A 17,511-nucleotide genomic window follows, 5' to 3' on the forward strand; every position below is an offset into this window, starting at 1 on the left:
TATAATTCTATATTTTTTTAGCATTTTTTACTTTTTGCTTCGTAAGGGCAATATTAATTACTTCACTCATTTCAGTAACATAATGGAAAGTTAAGCCTTTTAAATAACTAGCTTTAATTTCATCAATGTCTTTTTTGTTGTCAGCACAAAGAATTATTTCTTTAATATTTGCTCTTTTTGCAGCTAATATTTTTTCTTTAATCCCTCCAACAGGCAATACCTTACCACGTAAAGTAATTTCTCCTGTCATTGCTATTTTATTTTTTACTTTTCTCTGAGTGAATACAGACACTAACGAAGTTAACATTGTAATACCTGCACTTGGTCCATCTTTAGGAGTTGCTCCTTCTGGTACATGAATATGAACATCGTATTTATCTAAAACCTCAGGTTTAATTCCAAACTCTTCAGCATTAGCTTTTATATACTTCATCGCTATGGTAGAAGACTCTTTCATAACTGTACCTAAATTACCCGTAATAGATAAGTTTCCTTTTCCTTTCGATAAAATAGATTCTATAAATAAAATATCACCACCAACACTTGTCCAAGCTAAACCTGTAACTACACCAGCTACATCATTATTTTCATATTTATCGCGTTCTAAACGAGCAGGTCCTAAAATAGTTTCAATATCTTCATCTGTTAGAGAAACATTATACTCCTCCTCCATCGCTATTGATTTTGCTGCAAAACGTACTACTTTCGCTACTTGCTTTTCAAGACCACGAACACCAGATTCTCTTGTATACCCTTCTACAATTTTTTCTATTTGCTTTTTACCAACCGTTAAATGCTCAGTTGATAATCCATGCTCTTTTAATTGCTTAGGGAATAAATATTTTTTCGCGATTTCAACCTTCTCTTCAATAGTATACCCTGTTACATTGATAAGCTCCATACGATCTCGTAGTGCCCAAGGTATTTGTCCTAAATTATTAGCAGTAGCAATAAATAACACTTTAGAAAGATCATAACCAACCTCTAAGTAATTATCATAAAACTCTGTATTTTGTTCAGGATCTAACACCTCTAACATTGCAGAAGATGGGTCTCCTTGATGACTTTGGCTTAATTTATCTATTTCATCTAATACAAATACAGGATTTGAAGTACCAGCTTTTTTAAGGTTTTGAATTAAACGACCTGGCATAGCTCCAATATAAGTTTTACGATGTCCTCTAATTTCAGCTTCATCACGTAAACCACCTAATGACATACGTACATACTTACGACCTAAAGCTTCAGCAACTGATTTACCTAACGAAGTTTTTCCAACACCTGGAGGACCGTATAAACAAATTATTGGTGACTTCATGTCTCCACGTAATTTTAATACAGCTAAATGTTCAATAATACGTTCTTTAACTTTTTCAAGTCCAAAGTGATCTCTATCTAATATTTTTTGAGCTTTTTTCAAGTCAAATTTATCCTCAGAATATTCTCCCCAAGGTAACTCTAACATCAACTCTAAATAATTACGTTGCACACCATATTCAGCCATTTGAGGATTCATTCTTCTTAAACGATTTATTTCCTTCTCAAATGTTTCAGCAACATTTTTATTCCATTTCTTAGACTTTGCCTTTGTTTTCATTTCTTCCAACTCTTGGTCGTGAGAAACTCCACCTAACTCGTCTTGAATTGTTTTTAATTGCTGATGTAAATAATATTCACGTTGTTGTTGATCTAAATCTGATCTTGTTTTTGACTGAATATCATTACGTAATTGTAACTTTTGAAGCTCTTTATCTAAGTTTTTTAAAGTTAAAAGCGCTCTTTCTTTTAAGTTATCTTTTTCAAGTAAAACTTGTTTATTAGAAACACTCAATTCCATATTAGATGAAATAAAGTTCACTAAAAATGAATTTGATTGAATGTTCTTAATTGCAAAAGAAGCTTCTGAAGGTAACATTGGATTTTCTTTAATTACCTCTAATGCTAAATCCTTAATAGAATCAATTATTGCATTAAACTCCTTTTCATCATCAATATCTCTTTCCTCTTTTGCCTCTCTAACTTTTGCTTTTAAGTATGGAGTATCTTGCGTAATCTCATCAATTTCAAAGCGTTTTTTTCCTTGTATAATAACAGTTGTGTTACCATCAGGCATTTTAAGAACTCTTAAAATTTGTGCAACTACACCTGTTTTATGAATATCATCTATACCTGGATTCTCTACATCACTATTTTTTTGCGCTACTACTCCTACAATTTTATCTCCTTCATTAGCATCTTTAATTAATTGAATAGACTTATCTCTTCCAGCAGTTATAGGGATTACCACACCTGGAAATAACACTGTATTTCTTAAAGGTAAAATTGGCAATTCAGAAGGTACTTCTTCTTTATTTATTATTTCTTCATCCTCTGGAGTTAACAAAGGAATTAATTCAGAATTTTCATTAAAAGCATCCTGAAGCGACAAGTTGTCTAAATGTATTATTTTGGGTTTACTCATAATCTTTTATATCTGTCATAGTGGCATTTTTCTATTAGTACACTTAATACAAAAAACACTACAAAAACCTTAACTATCTAATAAACAACACTATACATGTTGCTTTTTTGTTTTCTTTTCTTATATAGGTCAATTCTTATGCCAACTAATTCTTTATAAGAAACTTGTAACTATTTCCTTAATGAGTCGTCATATTATTATATTTTTACAAAAAGCTATACCAAACAATGAAAACTAAACTATTTTTTATTTCCTTATTACTACTACTAACCAACTGTACTTCAAATAAAAACTCTGAAGAGTTTATTAAGAATGCCTCTGGTCGTTATTTTTTTAATGCTGATGAAACTATAGAAGTAAAATTTATCGAAGGAAAATTATTTCTAACATGGCGTGGACAAAATTTAGAACCTCTAAAAGTTAATGATAGCACTTTTTATGCTCGTGAATTAAATGAAAAGTTGATATTCAATACGTCACAGAACAAAATTGAATTAGCAAAAAAACGTGAACATCATGATAAGGTTTACATTTTCAACAAACTTAAAGAAGGTGAAAAAACTCCAAGCGAATACCTAGCTGAAAATAACTTTGAAGCCGCTTTAAAAGGATATAAAGCTATTAAGGAAAAAGATAGCTTAAACCCTGTTATTAGAGAAAGAAGTTTGAATCGTTTAGGATATCGTTATTTATCAAACAAAGAATTTGAAAAAGCTCTTAATGTTTTTAAAATCAATATTGAATTATACCCTAAAAGTTCTAATACTTACGACAGTACTGGTGATGCTTATTTAAAAATGAAAGACACTGTAAAAGCTACAGAATACTACAAAAAATCATTAGCTATCAATCCAGAAAATAGAAGTTCTAAAAGAGCTTTAGAAAGACTTACTAAAAAGGAAGAAGATTAATTTACAATAAAATTAAAACCGCAATTCCAACAAAAACAATAATTTGTGCCCATTTTAGGTAAACCCCTATTTGGGCATTCTTTTTTATAGATTCTGAAATTGTACCTGCTAAAACGGCTATTGTTGAAAATATTACAAACGATGTTAGTATAAACAAACCTCCTAAAACATAGAACTGTAATACATTTGAAAGACTATCTGAAAACAAAAATTGTGGAAAAAAAGCCAAAAAGAAAATAGTGACTTTCGGGTTTAAAACATTCATCCAAAACCCTTTTTTAAACAATTCAAAAGTTGTCTTTTTTTCTACATTTTCAGTTGAAAACGCAATTTTAGCATCGCTTCCATATACTTGATAAGCTAAATACAAAAGATACCCCGCTCCCAATAGTTTAATAATAAAAAACAATTTTGGGTTTTGATTTATAATTTCTGAAACTCCAAAGGCTACTAAAGTAGTATGAATTATACAACCAGTCATTAATCCAGCTACAGTTGCTAATCCATATTTTTTACCATTTACGATACTTTGTGTTAAAACAAATATATTATCTGGTCCTGGTGAAAAAGCTAGTGTTCCAGTAGCTAAAACAAAAGAGATGAGGGTTTCAATCATTTATTAACTTTTTGCTAAAATAGCTTTATTGATTCTCTTTACCAAGCTTGGTCCTTCATAAATAAAACCTGTATAAATTTGAACTAAATCTGCACCAGCATCAAGTTTTTCTAAAGCATCTTTTTCTGAATGAATACCTCCTACTCCAATTATTGGAAATGCTTTATTTGAATTGTCTGCTAAATATTTTATAACTCTAGTGCTTCTTTCTTTTACTGGCTGACCACTCAAACCTCCATTACCAATTTCTTCCAATCGTTCTTTTGGGGCTTTTAGCCCTTCTCTATTTACAGAAGTATTTGAAGCTATAACTCCATCAATTTTGGTTTCTGCAACTAACTCTATAATTTCATCCAATTGTTGATTGTTTAAATCTGGGGCTATTTTTAATAATATAGGTCTTTGAACAGATTCTTGATTGTTCAACTTTTGAACTTCAGTAATTAATTCTTTTAAATAATCTACATCATCTAGTTTTGCATGGCTTCCTACATTTGGACAACTCACATTTAATACGAAGTAATCTACATAAGGGTGCAATCCTCTAAAGCACTCCACATAATCCTCTGTATAATCTTCTGGAGCCGTATTGGTATTTTTTCCAATATTACCTCCAAGAATAATTTTCCCTTTGTTCTTTTTTAATTGCTCTATTGCAGTAGTTAATCCTTCATTATTAAACCCCATTCGGTTAATAATTCCTTGATCATCTTTTAAACGAAACAATCGCTTTTTCGGGTTTCCTGCCTGGCCTTTAGGAGTAACAGTTCCTATTTCTACAAATCCAAAACCAAAATCGGCTAACTCATTATACAACACTGCATTTTTATCAAAACCAGCAGCAAGTCCTACAGGGTTTTTAAAAGTTAATCCAAATAGATTCCTTTCCAATTTTTTATCATTTACTTGATATAATCCCCTAAACAAAGAAGACATTAATGGTATTTTGGATAAAAACTTTACCAATGAAAAAGTAAAATGATGAATCTTTTCTGGATCGAAAAGAAAAAATATAGGACGGATGATTAATTTATACATAAATACTTATTTTGACCACTTTATAATTTCTTTATTTTTTTGAAACTCTGGATAATTCTCTCCAATAGAATTAAATAATATATCTTTTGGTAACTCAAAATCATTTACCATAATATCCAAAACCTCAATAGCTTTTTTAACATTATTAGATTCAATATATATTGATAGTAAACTATCGTAAGCGTCTATAAAATTTGGATACTCTTCTAGTACTTCTTTAAATTTATCTTCTGATTTTTTATATTCTAACTTTAAAAAATAAATATTACCTCTGATAAAATTTAGAAAACTATCACCTCCTATTGCTTTATCTAAATTATCTACAGCTTTTAAAGCTTCATCATATTTTTTTCCTAATATATAACCATCAATGGAAACTAAATATAAACTTACATCATTTGGAAATTGTTTTTCATAAGTCTCAATTGCTTTAGCGTATTTAGCTTCATCTAAATTAGCTAGAATTAACAAATTAGATAATTGATAAATCTTTTTCTTTTTACCCTCTTCACTTAAAGTTTTATATAAATCATGCGCTTCTTGTAATTTACCTTCTGATCTAAGGTTTCTAATTTTTTGAATTTTTAATAAATCATGCATTGAATCATTATTGCTTCCTTTAGATAAACTTTTCAAAAAACCTCCTTTATACAAAACACCTTTGTAAATAGACCCAAAAGTATCGCTTAAATATTCACCAGTTAACGATACATACGTATCAACTATCCTAATTTCTCCATCTATTTCTTTAATTAAATGTTTATGATAGTTTAACCCATTACCATATAGTCTAAATAATAAATAATATTCTCCTTCTTTATCTTTAACTATATTTAAATAATCATACGATGCATCTTTTTCAATCTCTTTTAAAACAATATTACCAAAATCAAAACTAGCAGTAAAACCTTCATAAAAACTTTTATTAAAGTTTTTAACTTTTTTATTGTTTGATTCTATCAAAAACCTATCACATAGACTTTTTTTACTGTAAATCTTATTAAGATATTCTTTATTTAAATTTGTTAAAGTTTCATCTATTTTCATACCAATAGAATCTAACCTAACTTCAAATGATTCTTTTTCTTGAGCTTTTAGAAAAAAGCTAATTGTTATAAATAGGACTAATAAAATTTTCTTCTTTTGCATAATATATTTTTATAAAAAAAGCCCCAATACAATTGGAGCTTCTGAATTATCTTAAAACAGCTTCTAAATTCTTTTCGAATGTTTGCTGTAATTTTTTCATGATTTTATCAATTTGCTTGTCAGCCAACGTTTTATTTTCGTCTTGTAAAACAAAACTTACTGCATATGATTTTTTACCTTCTGGTAATTTATCTCCTTCATATACATCAAATAAATCGACTTCTTTTAATAATTTCTTCTCTGATTGAAAAGCCAAATTATATAATTCTTTAAATTCTACTTTAGAATCTAACAATAAAGCTAAGTCACGTTTAACAGCTGGGAATTTTGGTAAATCAGTCACTTTAATTTTCTTTTTTCCTACAAAAGTTAAAATGTTTTGCCAGTTAAAATCTGCAAATAACACTTCTTGTTTTATAGAAAATTCTTTCAAAATTCCTCTCTTAACAACACCAAACTCTACCAGTTTAGTTTTTCCTAAACTTAATACGATACCTTCTGAGAATATATCAGTTTTTACTGGAGTTGTTTTTAATTTATCTAATCCTAAGCGACTTAAAATATTTGTTACAATTCCTTTTAAGTAAAAGAAATCTGAAGTTTGTGTTGCTGTTTTCCAGCTCTCTTTTGTCCTATTACCAGTAACAAATAATGTTAAATGTTTATCTTCTTGATACCCGCTTTCAAATTTATGATACGTTTTACCGAACTCATAAAATTTCAACGCGTTATTTTTTCTATTAATATTGTAAGCAACAGATTCTAAACCACTAAATAATAATGATTGGCGCATTACCTTTAAATCATTACTTAATGGATTTAACATCTCTACATTATATGCAGGATTTAAATTCTCTGATAAATCAACATAATCAGCTTTAGTCAAAGAATTTGCCATTGTTTCATTAAATCCTAATGACGTTAATTGGTTTGCAACAATATTTTCAATTTTTACTTCTTTATCACTATCAAAAGAAATAGAAGTATTTAATTTATGTGAGAATTCAACATTATTATATCCGTAAACTCTTAAAATTTCTTCAATAATATCTGCTTCACGCTGAACATCTACTCGATAAGATGGAATTGTTAATCCTAAACCTCCAGCAGTTTCACTGTTAATTTTTATCTCTAAAGATGCTAAGATATTTTTAATAGTTTCCTTTGGAATTTCCTGCCCTATTAATCTATAAGCGTTTTCATACGATAAGAATACCTGAAAATCTTCAATCTTTTCTGGATAAAAATCTAAAACATCTGATGACATTTTTCCACCAGCATATTCTTCAATTAATAAAGCTGCACGTTTTAATGCATATTTGGTTAAATTGATATCTATTCCTCTTTCAAAACGGAAAGAAGCATCAGTATTTAACGCGTGTCTCTTAGCTGTTTTACGAACAGAAACTGGATTAAAGTAAGCACTCTCTAAAAAGATAGTGGTAGTGTGCTCAGTTACACCTGATTTGATCCCTCCAAAAACTCCACCAATACATAATGGATTATCATCGGCATCACAAATCATAATATCTTCTGAAGACAACTCTCTTTCAACTTCATCTAAAGTAGTAAACTTTGTACCTTGTTCTAAAGTTTTAACAACTACTTTACTACCTTTAATTTTATTCGCATCAAAAGCATGTAATGGCTGTCCTAATTCATGTAAAACATAGTTTGTAATATCTACTACATTATTCTTAGGAGCTATTCCTATTGCTTTTAATCTATTTTGAATCCATTTTGGAGATTCCTTTACTTCTATATCTGTAATTGTAATTCCACAATAACGAGGAACTAAATTTTTATCTTCTATTTCAATATCGATTTTCTGAGTACGCTCATCAACATGAAAATCTGATACTGAAGGTGAAATTAGCTCTAAGTTTGTTCCTTGTTGAATTAATCCTGCGCGTAAATCACGAGCAACACCAAAATGGCTCATTGCATCAGCACGGTTTGGAGTTAATCCAATTTCAAAAACATGATCAGTTTCAATATTAAAAACTTCAGAACAAGGAGTTCCAGGAACTAAAGCTTCATCTAAAACCATAATTCCATCATGACCTTTACCTAAACCTAACTCGTCTTCGGCACAAATCATTCCATGACTCTCTTCTCCTCTAATTTTTCCTTTCTTTATTTTAAAGCCTTCACCTTTTTCATCATACAAAGTTGTTCCAACAGTAGCTACTGGTACTTTTTGTCCTGCATCTACATTTGGTGCTCCACAAACTATTTGTACTGGATTACCATCTCCTAAATCAACAGTAGTAACTTTTAACTTATCTGCATTAGGATGTTTAATACATGTTTTAACTTCGCCTACAACTACTCCTTTTAAACTTCCTTTTATGCTTTCAACAGTTTCAATTCCTTCTACTTCAAGACCTAAATCTGTTAATAGTTCTCCTGTTTTTTCTGCTTCCCAGTCAGTTTGTAAAAATTGTCGTAACCAATTGTATGATATCTTCATAATCAATCTCTAATTTAAGCCCGCAAATTTACATAAATTTAAGGAATAAATCGAATTCCTTTTTCATAGCATTTACTTTACTGACTGTTAACGTTTTGGTAACATTGAAGCTTTTTTATTATTGTTTTTTTGCATCCCCCTCTTAAATTAAATAATCATAACTTTTTTAAATGAAAAAATTATTACCCTTCATTTTGCTGATAGCTTCTATATCAGTATTTTCTCAAGTGCCTTCTTATTACAACGACGTTAATTTAAATCAGTCAGGCACCTCTTTAAAAAATGCATTATCAACTAAAATAATTAGTACACATACAACAAATTTATCATACACTCCAGGTATTTGGAACGCTTTAAAACAATCTGATTTAGATCCAAATAACAACTCTAAAGTAGTTTTAATATATGGTTACAGTGATACTGATGGAAATTATGTAACAGACAGAACTCGTAGTAAAGACGCAAATGGTGGTTCTGCTGGAACTCAATGGAACAGAGAGCATGTTTATCCTAAATCGTTAGGGAATCCTAATTTAGGAACTTCTGGTGCTGGTGCAGATGCACATCATGTTAGACCAGCAGATATTTCTTTTAACTCTCAGAGAAGTAGTAAAAAATTTGTTGCTGGCTCAGGAAATGCTGGTAATGCATCTGGTGGATGGTATCCTGGTGACGAATGGAAAGGTGATGTAGCTCGTATGATGATGTATATGTATTTACGCTACGGAAACCAATGTTTACCAAGTAACGTAGCTATTGGTACAGCAAACTCTTCAGATAGTAATATGATTAACCTATTATTACAATGGAATGCTGAAGACCCAGTATCTGACTTTGAAAAGCAACGTAACCCTATTATCCAAGGATTACAAGGAAATCGTAATCCTTTTATAGATAATCCTGCCTTTGCTACTAAAATTTGGGGAGGTCCTCAAGCTGAAGATTTATTTGGAAATGGTGGTGGATCATCAGATACACAAGCTCCAAGTGCTCCTTCTAACTTAACTACTTCTAATGTTACTGAAAACTCTGTGAATTTATCGTGGAATGTTGCTACTGATAATGTAGGTGTAGTTGGTTATGATATTTATAATGGATCAGTAAAAATAAGTACAACAACAAATACTACTTATTCAGTTACTGGTTTAACTGCTTCAACAGCGTATTCTTTTTCTGTAAAAGCTAAAGATGCTGCAAATAATATTTCTACGGCTAGTAATACAGTAAACATAACTACTTCTTCTACTCCATCTTCTGGAAATGCTTCTGACTTATTAATTTCTGAGTATGTTGAAGGTTCATCAAATAACAAAGCTTTAGAATTAGCAAACTATACTGGAGCTACTATAAACTTATCAGAATATTCTTTAAAGAAAGCTTCTAATGGAGGTGGATGGACTAGTACTTTAAATTTAACTGGTCAGTTAACCAATGGAAAAGTATATGTAATTGCTCATAGCAGCGCTACAACTTCTATTAAAAATAAAGCTCAGTTAACCAATACTAGTGTTTTATCTTTTAATGGTAATGATGCTATTGGATTATTTAAAGGTAATACTTTAATAGATTTAATTGGTAATCCAACTAGCTCATCTACTTTTGCTCAAGACAAAACTTTACAAAGAAAATCTACCATTACATCTCCTAACTCAAGTTATACCTCTTCTGAGTGGAATACTTTATCTAAAGATACTTTTAGTGGTTTAGGAAACCATACTATTGAAGGAGGAACTCCTCCTGATACTCAAGCTCCAACGGCTCCATCTAATTTAGCTGTATCATCAGTAACACAAACTTCAGCAAGTTTATCTTGGACAGCTGCTACTGATAATACTGCAGTAACTGGGTATGATATTTATAGAGGAACAACCAAAATAGGAACAACTACAAATACTAGTTATTCAGTTACTGGACTAACAGCTGCAACTAATTATACATTTTCTGTAAAGGCTAAAGATGCTGCTGGTAATATTTCTGCATCTAGTAATGTAGTTGGTATTACTACCAAGTCTATTACAGTTACTTACTGCGATTCTAAAGGAAATAATTCTAGTTACGAATATATAGATAATGTTGCCATTGGAGGTATATCAAATGCTACTTCTTCAAATTCAGGTTATGGAAACTTTACTTCTCAAACTGCTAATTTAAGCTACGGTAGCAATACAATTATTGTTAGTGCTGGTTTTGCAAGTACCTCTTATACTGAGTTTTGGAAAGTATGGATTGACTTTAACAAAAACGGAACTTTTGAAAGCAATGAAGAAGTTGTAAGTGGTTCTTCTTCTAGTGCAGGAAATTTATCTTATAGTTTTACAGTTCCTTCTTCTGCATTATCAGGAAAAACAAGAATGCGTGTTTCTATGAAATGGAACTCTGCTCCTACTCCTTGTGAAACAATCCCTTATGGAGAAGTTGAAGATTATTCCGTTAATATTGGTGTAAGCGCTAAAAACATTAATCAATCTATTATAGCTGACGGAAAATTAGGTAATGAAGCTCCTATTTTTAGTGCCAATGTATCACCAAACCCAGCTGTAAACTTTATAAAATTACAATTGGGTGATAACAGAAACGCTAACTACAAAATAACCAACACTATAGGTCAAAAAGTATTATCTGGAAAAGTTAGCCATGCTACAATCAATATAGCGAATTTACATAACGGATTATATATTATTGAAGTGAATGATGGACAACGTTCATTCACTAAAAAATTCATTAAAAAATAACTTTCACCACTCAAAAAAATTAAAGTCTTGTCATGAAAATGACAAGACTTTTAACTATAAAATACGTTATTTTCAATAAAAACTGTTGATAACTTATTAATCCTTAACATTTAGGTAACATAAAAACATGTTAAAAAAGTGTTAATTTTGCCAAACCTAACATAACGTTAAATCCCAAACAATGAAAAAACTATTACCCTTCGTTTTTCTGATAGCGTCGTTATCAGTTTTCTCCCAACAAATACCTTCTTATTATAATGATGTTAACTTAAACCAAACAGGTAGTGCATTAAAAGATGCTTTAGCTGTCAAAATTATTGGTTCGCATACATCTATTTTAAGTTACACACCAGGTGTTTGGAACGCATTAAAACAAACAGACATAGATCCAACAGACAATACTAAAGTAGTATTGATTTATGGTTGGAATGATTCTGATTCTGATATTACTAACGATCGTACTCGTGGAAAAGACAACCACGGTGGAGGATCAGGCGTATGGAATCGTGAGCATGTATACTCAAAATCTTTAGCTAACCCTAACTTAGGAACAAGTGGTCCTGGTGCAGATGCACATAACTTAAGACCATGTGACGCTCAAAGAAACTCATCACGTAGTAACCGTAAGTTTGCTTCCGGTTCTGGTAACTCTGGTGCTACAGCACAAGGTAACTGGTATCCAGGTGACGAGTGGAAAGGTGATGTAGCTCGTATGATGATGTACATGTATTTACGTTACGGAAACCAATCTTTACCAACTGGTGTTGGTGTTGGTAACACTGTAGCTACAGATCCAAACATGATCGATTTATTCTTACAATGGAATGCTGAAGATCCAGTATCAGATTTAGAAAAACAACGTAACCCTGTATTAGAGCAATTACAAGGAAATCGTAATCCTTTTATAGACAATCCTGCATTTGCTACTCAAATTTGGGGAGGTCCACAAGCGGAAGATTTATTTGGAAACGGTGGAAATACAGATACACAAGCGCCAACTGCTCCTTCTGGATTAGTAGCTTCAAACATTACACAAACTACAGCTGATTTAGCTTGGACTGCATCTACTGATAACACAGCCGTAACTGGATACAATATCTATAACGGAAGTACACAGGTAGCAACAACAACAAGTACAAGTATAACAGTTACTGGTTTATCAGCTGGTACTTCATATAATTTCACTGTAAAGGCATATGATGCAGCAGCAAATGTTTCTGCAGCAAGTAGTCCTGTTATGGTAACTACAACAACTGGTGGTTCAGGTGGAAATGGAACTGCAACTGAATTATTATTCTCTGAATATGTTGAAGGTTCTTCTTATAACAAAGCTATTGAAATAGCAAACTTTACTGGAGCAACAGTAGATTTAAGTGGATACTCTATTAAAAAAGCAACTAACGGTGGTGGTACATGGTCTAATACCTTAACATTAACTGGTCAATTAAATAATGGTGATGTTTTTGTTATTGCACACAGTAGTGCTTCAACTACAGTAAAAAACAAAGCTCAATTAACTAATAGTTCAGTAATGAACTTTAATGGTAATGATGCTGTAGCTTTATTTAAAGGAAGTACTCTAATCGATATCATTGGAGATCAAAACAATAGTGCTAACTTTGGAAAAGACCAAACATTCCAAAGAAAATCATCTGTAAAATCGCCAAATACAACTTATACAACCGCTGAATGGAATACTTTAGCTAAAGATACATTTAGTGGATTAGGTAGTCATACTATCGATGGAGGTTCTTCTGCTGACACTACAGCTCCAAGTGCACCTTCTAACTTAGTTACTTCTAACTTAACACAAACTACTGTGAATTTAGCATGGACAGCTTCTACGGATAATGTTGGAGTTACTGGATACGAAGTATATCAAAACGACTCAAAAATAGCAACTGTAACAACTGTATCTTATGCTGTAACTGGTTTATCAGCCGATACTGCTTATAACTATTCTATTAAAGCAATAGATGCTGCTGGTAATATTTCTGCACTAAGTAATAAAGTATTTATTACAACATTACCAACTCCAGATACTACAGCACCATCTGCTCCAAGTAGTTTAACAGCTTCAAGCGTAACACAAACTTCTGTAAATTTAGCATGGACTGCATCTACTGATAATGTTGGTGTAAGTGGTTATGATGTATTCAGAGGGAGTACTAAAATAACAACTGTAACTACTACAAATTATACTGTTTCAAATTTAACAGCAGCTACAAACTATACTTTTTCTGTAAAAGCAAAAGATCAAGCTGGTAATATTTCTTCAGCAAGTAATGTAATTGGAGTTACTACTAAATCTCCTACAATTACTTACTGTGATTCTAAAGGAAGTAATGTAAACTATGAATATATAGACAATGTAGCTATCGGAGGGGTTTCAAACGTAACATCTGCTAATGGAGGTTATGGTGACTTTACTTCACAAACTGCTAATATTGCTGTAGGAAGTAATACAATTGTTGTAAGTGCTGGTTTTGCAAGTTCTTCTTATACTGAGTATTGGAAAGTATGGATTGACTTCAACCAAAATGGAACATTTGAATCTTCTGAAGAAGTAGTTTCTGGTTCTTCTTCAAGTGCAGGAAATTTATCTTATAACTTTACTGTTCCTACATCTGCTACTTTAGGTACAACAAGAATGCGTGTTTCTATGAAATGGAATTCAGCACCTACTCCTTGTGAAACCATTTCTTATGGAGAAGTAGAAGACTATACAGTTAACATTAGCAACTTTTCTAAATCTATGACCACTGTTCAAATTGATGGACAATTAGGTAATGAAGAACCTATCTTTGATGCTAAAGTATACCCTAACCCATCTACAGATTATATCGTATTAAAATTAGCTGACGGTAGAGAGGCTAACTATAAAATTACAAATTATGTAGGTCAAACTGTAATGCAGGGTAAAATTGACAGACAAATAGACATACGTGACTTAAATACAGGAATGTATATTATAGAAGTAAATGATAACCAAAGATCATTTACCAAGAAGTTTATGAAAAAGTAATTTGTTTAATTATTTAATTTCGAAAAAGGCAGCTCTTCTATAGGCTGCCTTTTTATTTTTATTATACTTCTATTGTTTTCTTAGGCTCATTTGAAGATTTAAACACATAGGTATACAACCACATAAGTGTAAACGTTGGTATAATATCTAAACCTGGCATAGCCTCTTCTATAAAAGTAACTGCAGCTGCAATCTTTCCTTTATTTCCTTTGTACATTTTTGATATCAAATATGCAGAAACAGGAGCCCAAACAACATCAAAGAAATCCCCTAATATAGGTATTACATAAGATGATGATAAAAGTCCCATAGCATCAAAAATTAAACTCAATACTAATTTTTGATATTTATTTTTTCTATTCATTCTTATAATTTTATTCTAATTGGTTTTAAATCAAAATTCAAGCCAAATTATTTACGTTTCACCTTGTAAATTAATATGTTTGTTCTAAAAATACTAAAAGCGAATGGTTTTTTCTGATTTTATAAATCAAATAGAAGAGTTACAAAACAAACCTTTAGGCGGATTAACTTCACAATTTAAGCTCGCTCCTAAACTGAGAACTCAATTTTCTCAAGAGTTAATAGACAGTAAAAACCCAAGAAAAGCAGCTGTTTTAGCTTTGTTTTACCCAGATGACAACAATCAAACTCGGTTTTTGTTAACGGAAAGGGCAAGTTATAACGGTACCCATTCTGCACAAGTTAGTTTTCCTGGTGGAAAAATTGAAAAAAATGATAAGAACCTTCAAGAAACTGCGTTAAGAGAAACCTTTGAAGAAGTAGGAATTGCTTCTAAAACAATTAGAGTAATTAGACAACTTTCAGACTCTTACATCCCTCCTAGTAACTTTTTAGTAACTCCATTTTTAGGCTTACTTTCTGAAAAACCGAAGTTTACTCCTAACAATGAAGTTGCAAATCTTATAGAAGTTTTGACTAGCGATTTATTAAATGATGACAATTTAACCTCAAAAGAAATGGAAACTTCTTATATGAAAAATATAGACGTACCATGCTTTAAATTAAACGATTACATTGTTTGGGGAGCTACTGCAATGATGTTATCAGAAATTAAAGATTTATTAAAACAGTAAATATTTTCTTTTTCTTTTGTAATTTAGCTTTTACACTAATAAAATCAACTATAAATGCCTTTATTTAAAAGGAATCCTTTTGGACATATATTATTCATTAAAAGGTTTCTTATACAAACACTTGGTGTAATATCACACAGTAGATATCGAAAATTTAATCAATTACAAATTGAAGGATCTGAAATATTAAGAAACCTTCCTGACAAGAACGTTCTTTTTATTTCAAATCATCAAACATATTTTGCAGACGTAGCAGCCATGTTCCATGTATTCAATGCAGCCCTAAAAGGACGTGATGATAATATTAGGAATGTAGGTTATTTATGGAATCCTAAACTAAATATTTATTATGTAGCGGCAGGAGAAACCATGCGTGCTGGTTTGTTGCCAAAAATATTTGCTTATGTAGGTTCTGTTTCCGTAGAAAGAACATGGAGAAGTTCTGGTAAAGATATTAAACGACAAGTAAAAATGTCTGATATCTCAAACATAGGTAAGGCCTTAGATGATGGTTGGGTAATTACTTTTCCACAAGGTACCACTACTCCATTTAAACCAATTAGAAGAGGTACAGCTCATATTATAAAAACCTTTAAACCAACAGTAGTTCCTATTGTTATTGATGGTTTTAGACGTTCTTTTGATAAAAAAGGACTGATGATTAAAAAACGTAATGTTTTACAATCTATGGTTATAAAAGAGCCTTTAGAAATAGATTATGAAAATGAAGAAGTAGCTAGTATTGTAGAAAAAATTGAATATGCAATAGAACAGCATCCTTCATTTTTAAAAGTATTAACTCCAAAACAGTTACAAGAACAAGAAGAGTTTATTGAAAGTCGTCGTTTTTGGGGATCAGATGTTAAAAAAGAAGAATAAAAATCATAATTTCAAGATATTATGTCAGAAAATAAATCAATTTTAAATGAGAAATCAATTGATTTCTTAGAAAAATACTTAAACAATGCTGCTCCAACTGGATATGAATGGGAAGGGCAAAAAATTTGGATGGATTACTTAAAACCATATGTAGATGAGTTTATTACTGACACTTATGGTACTGCGGTTGGAGTTATAAATCCAGATGCAAAATATAAAGTTGTTATTGAAGGTCATGCTGATGAAATTTCATGGTATGTAAATTATATTTCTGACAACGGATTAATTTATGTAATACGCAATGGAGGAAGTGATCACCAAATAGCTCCAAGTAAAATAGTAAACATTCATACCAAAAACGGTATTGTAAAAGGAGTTTTTGGATGGCCAGCTATTCATACACGTAATAGAGCTAAAGAAGAAGCTCCAAAGCCAGATAATATCTTTATCGATACAGGTTGTGCAACTAAAGAAGAAGTTGAAAAATTAGGTATCCATGTAGGTTGCGTAATTACCTATCCAGACGAATTCCATATTTTAAACGGAAATAAATTTGTTTGCCGTGCTTTAGACAATCGTATGGGAGGATTTATGATTGCTGAAGTTGCTCGTTTACTTCACGAAAACAAAAAGAAATTACCTTTCGGTTTATACGTAACAAACTCTGTACAGGAAGAAATTGGTTTACGTGGTGCAGAAATGATTACCCAAACAATTAAGCCTAATGTAGCTATTGTAACAGATGTTACTCATGATACTACTACCCCAATGATTGACAAGAAAAAAGAAGGTCATTTAGAAATGGGGAAAGGACCTGTAGTAGCTTATGCTCCTGCTGTACAACAAAAATTACGTGATTTAATTACAGAAACAGCTGAAGAAAAAGAAATTCCTTTCCAACGTTCGGCCTTATCGAGAGCAACTGGTACAGATACCGATGCTTTTGCATATAGTAACGGAGGAGTTGCTTCTGCATTAATATCATTACCATTACGTTATATGCATACTACTGTAGAAATGGTACACAGAGAAGATGTAGAAAATGTAATTAAAATGATTTACGAAACATTATTAAAAATAGAAAACGGAGAAGATTTCTCTTATTTCAAATAAAATTATAATCCCGCTTT

Annotated in this window: 12 protein-coding genes; 6 read left to right on the forward strand and 6 right to left on the reverse strand. The window is 31.2% G+C overall.

Translation table 11 applies throughout. The features are described 5' to 3' along the window. Positions 1-7 precede the first annotated feature (7 nt). Positions 8-2,461 carry an endopeptidase La gene (gene lon / locus MHN29_RS17615; protein ID WP_235273694.1) on the reverse strand — a complete coding sequence of 818 codons (2,454 nt, stop codon included), beginning with the start codon at positions 2,459-2,461 and terminating at the stop codon, positions 8-10. 227 nt (positions 2,462-2,688) lie between these two features. Between lon and MHN29_RS17620 the strand changes: the two genes are divergently transcribed. Continuing rightward, positions 2,689-3,372, forward strand: a complete 684-nt coding sequence (locus MHN29_RS17620; RefSeq protein ID WP_235273695.1) for a lipopolysaccharide assembly protein LapB — start codon at positions 2,689-2,691, stop codon at positions 3,370-3,372. Between the two features lies 1 nt (position 3,373). Here MHN29_RS17620 and MHN29_RS17625 read toward each other — a convergent pair whose 3' ends face one another. The 4 genes from MHN29_RS17625 to pheT are packed head-to-tail and all read right to left on the reverse strand — an operon-like array spanning position 3,374 to position 8,648. Next, positions 3,374-3,988, reverse strand: coding sequence for a LysE family translocator (locus MHN29_RS17625; RefSeq protein ID WP_235273696.1), 615 nt, complete (start codon positions 3,986-3,988; stop codon positions 3,374-3,376). A 3-nt stretch (positions 3,989-3,991) separates the two neighbouring features. Then, a complete protein-coding gene (locus tag MHN29_RS17630; protein WP_235273697.1) occupies positions 3,992-5,026 on the reverse strand; it encodes a quinone-dependent dihydroorotate dehydrogenase in 1,035 nt (344 codons plus the stop codon). A gap of 6 nt (positions 5,027-5,032) precedes the next feature. Then, positions 5,033-6,175: a lipopolysaccharide assembly protein LapB gene (locus tag MHN29_RS17635; protein WP_235273698.1), complete on the reverse strand. Its 1,143-nt coding sequence runs from the start codon at positions 6,173-6,175 to the stop codon at positions 5,033-5,035. A 46-nt stretch (positions 6,176-6,221) separates the two neighbouring features. After that, positions 6,222-8,648, reverse strand: a complete 2,427-nt coding sequence (gene pheT / locus MHN29_RS17640; protein ID WP_235273699.1) for a phenylalanine--tRNA ligase subunit beta — start codon at positions 8,646-8,648, stop codon at positions 6,222-6,224. Between the two features lie 170 nt (positions 8,649-8,818). Between pheT and MHN29_RS17645 the strand changes: the two genes are divergently transcribed. Together MHN29_RS17645 and MHN29_RS17650 are read left to right on the forward strand one after the other, a co-directional pair. Beyond that, the gene (locus MHN29_RS17645; RefSeq protein ID WP_235273700.1) at positions 8,819-11,380 is read left to right on the forward strand and encodes an endonuclease; all 2,562 of its coding nucleotides are present in this window, start codon (positions 8,819-8,821) and stop codon (positions 11,378-11,380) included. 181 nt (positions 11,381-11,561) lie between these two features. Then, on the forward strand, positions 11,562-14,405 hold the full coding sequence (locus tag MHN29_RS17650; protein WP_235273701.1) for an endonuclease: 2,844 nt from the start codon (positions 11,562-11,564) through the stop codon (positions 14,403-14,405). 61 nt (positions 14,406-14,466) lie between these two features. Here MHN29_RS17650 and MHN29_RS17655 read toward each other — a convergent pair whose 3' ends face one another. Next, entirely contained in the window at positions 14,467-14,769 is a 303-nt protein-coding gene (locus tag MHN29_RS17655; protein ID WP_235273702.1) for a hypothetical protein, read from the reverse strand. Between the two features lie 103 nt (positions 14,770-14,872). Between MHN29_RS17655 and MHN29_RS17660 the strand changes: the two genes are divergently transcribed. Genes MHN29_RS17660 through MHN29_RS17670 form a run of 3 tightly spaced genes read left to right on the forward strand, consistent with a single transcriptional unit; the run spans position 14,873 to position 17,494 of the window. Then, positions 14,873-15,502, forward strand: coding sequence for a CoA pyrophosphatase (locus MHN29_RS17660; RefSeq protein WP_235273703.1), 630 nt, complete (start codon positions 14,873-14,875; stop codon positions 15,500-15,502). Positions 15,503-15,556: 54 nt separating this feature from the next. Further along, complete coding sequence (locus MHN29_RS17665) at positions 15,557-16,381, forward strand: 1-acyl-sn-glycerol-3-phosphate acyltransferase (protein WP_150898832.1); 825 nt, start codon at positions 15,557-15,559, stop codon at positions 16,379-16,381. 21 nt (positions 16,382-16,402) lie between these two features. Then, entirely contained in the window at positions 16,403-17,494 is a 1,092-nt protein-coding gene (locus tag MHN29_RS17670) for a M42 family metallopeptidase (RefSeq protein WP_235273704.1), read from the forward strand. Positions 17,495-17,511 lie beyond the last annotated feature (17 nt).

Source organism: Tenacibaculum sp. Cn5-46 (assembly GCF_022347705.1).
Taxonomy (GTDB): Bacteria; Bacteroidota; Bacteroidia; order Flavobacteriales; family Flavobacteriaceae; genus Polaribacter; species Polaribacter aiptasiae.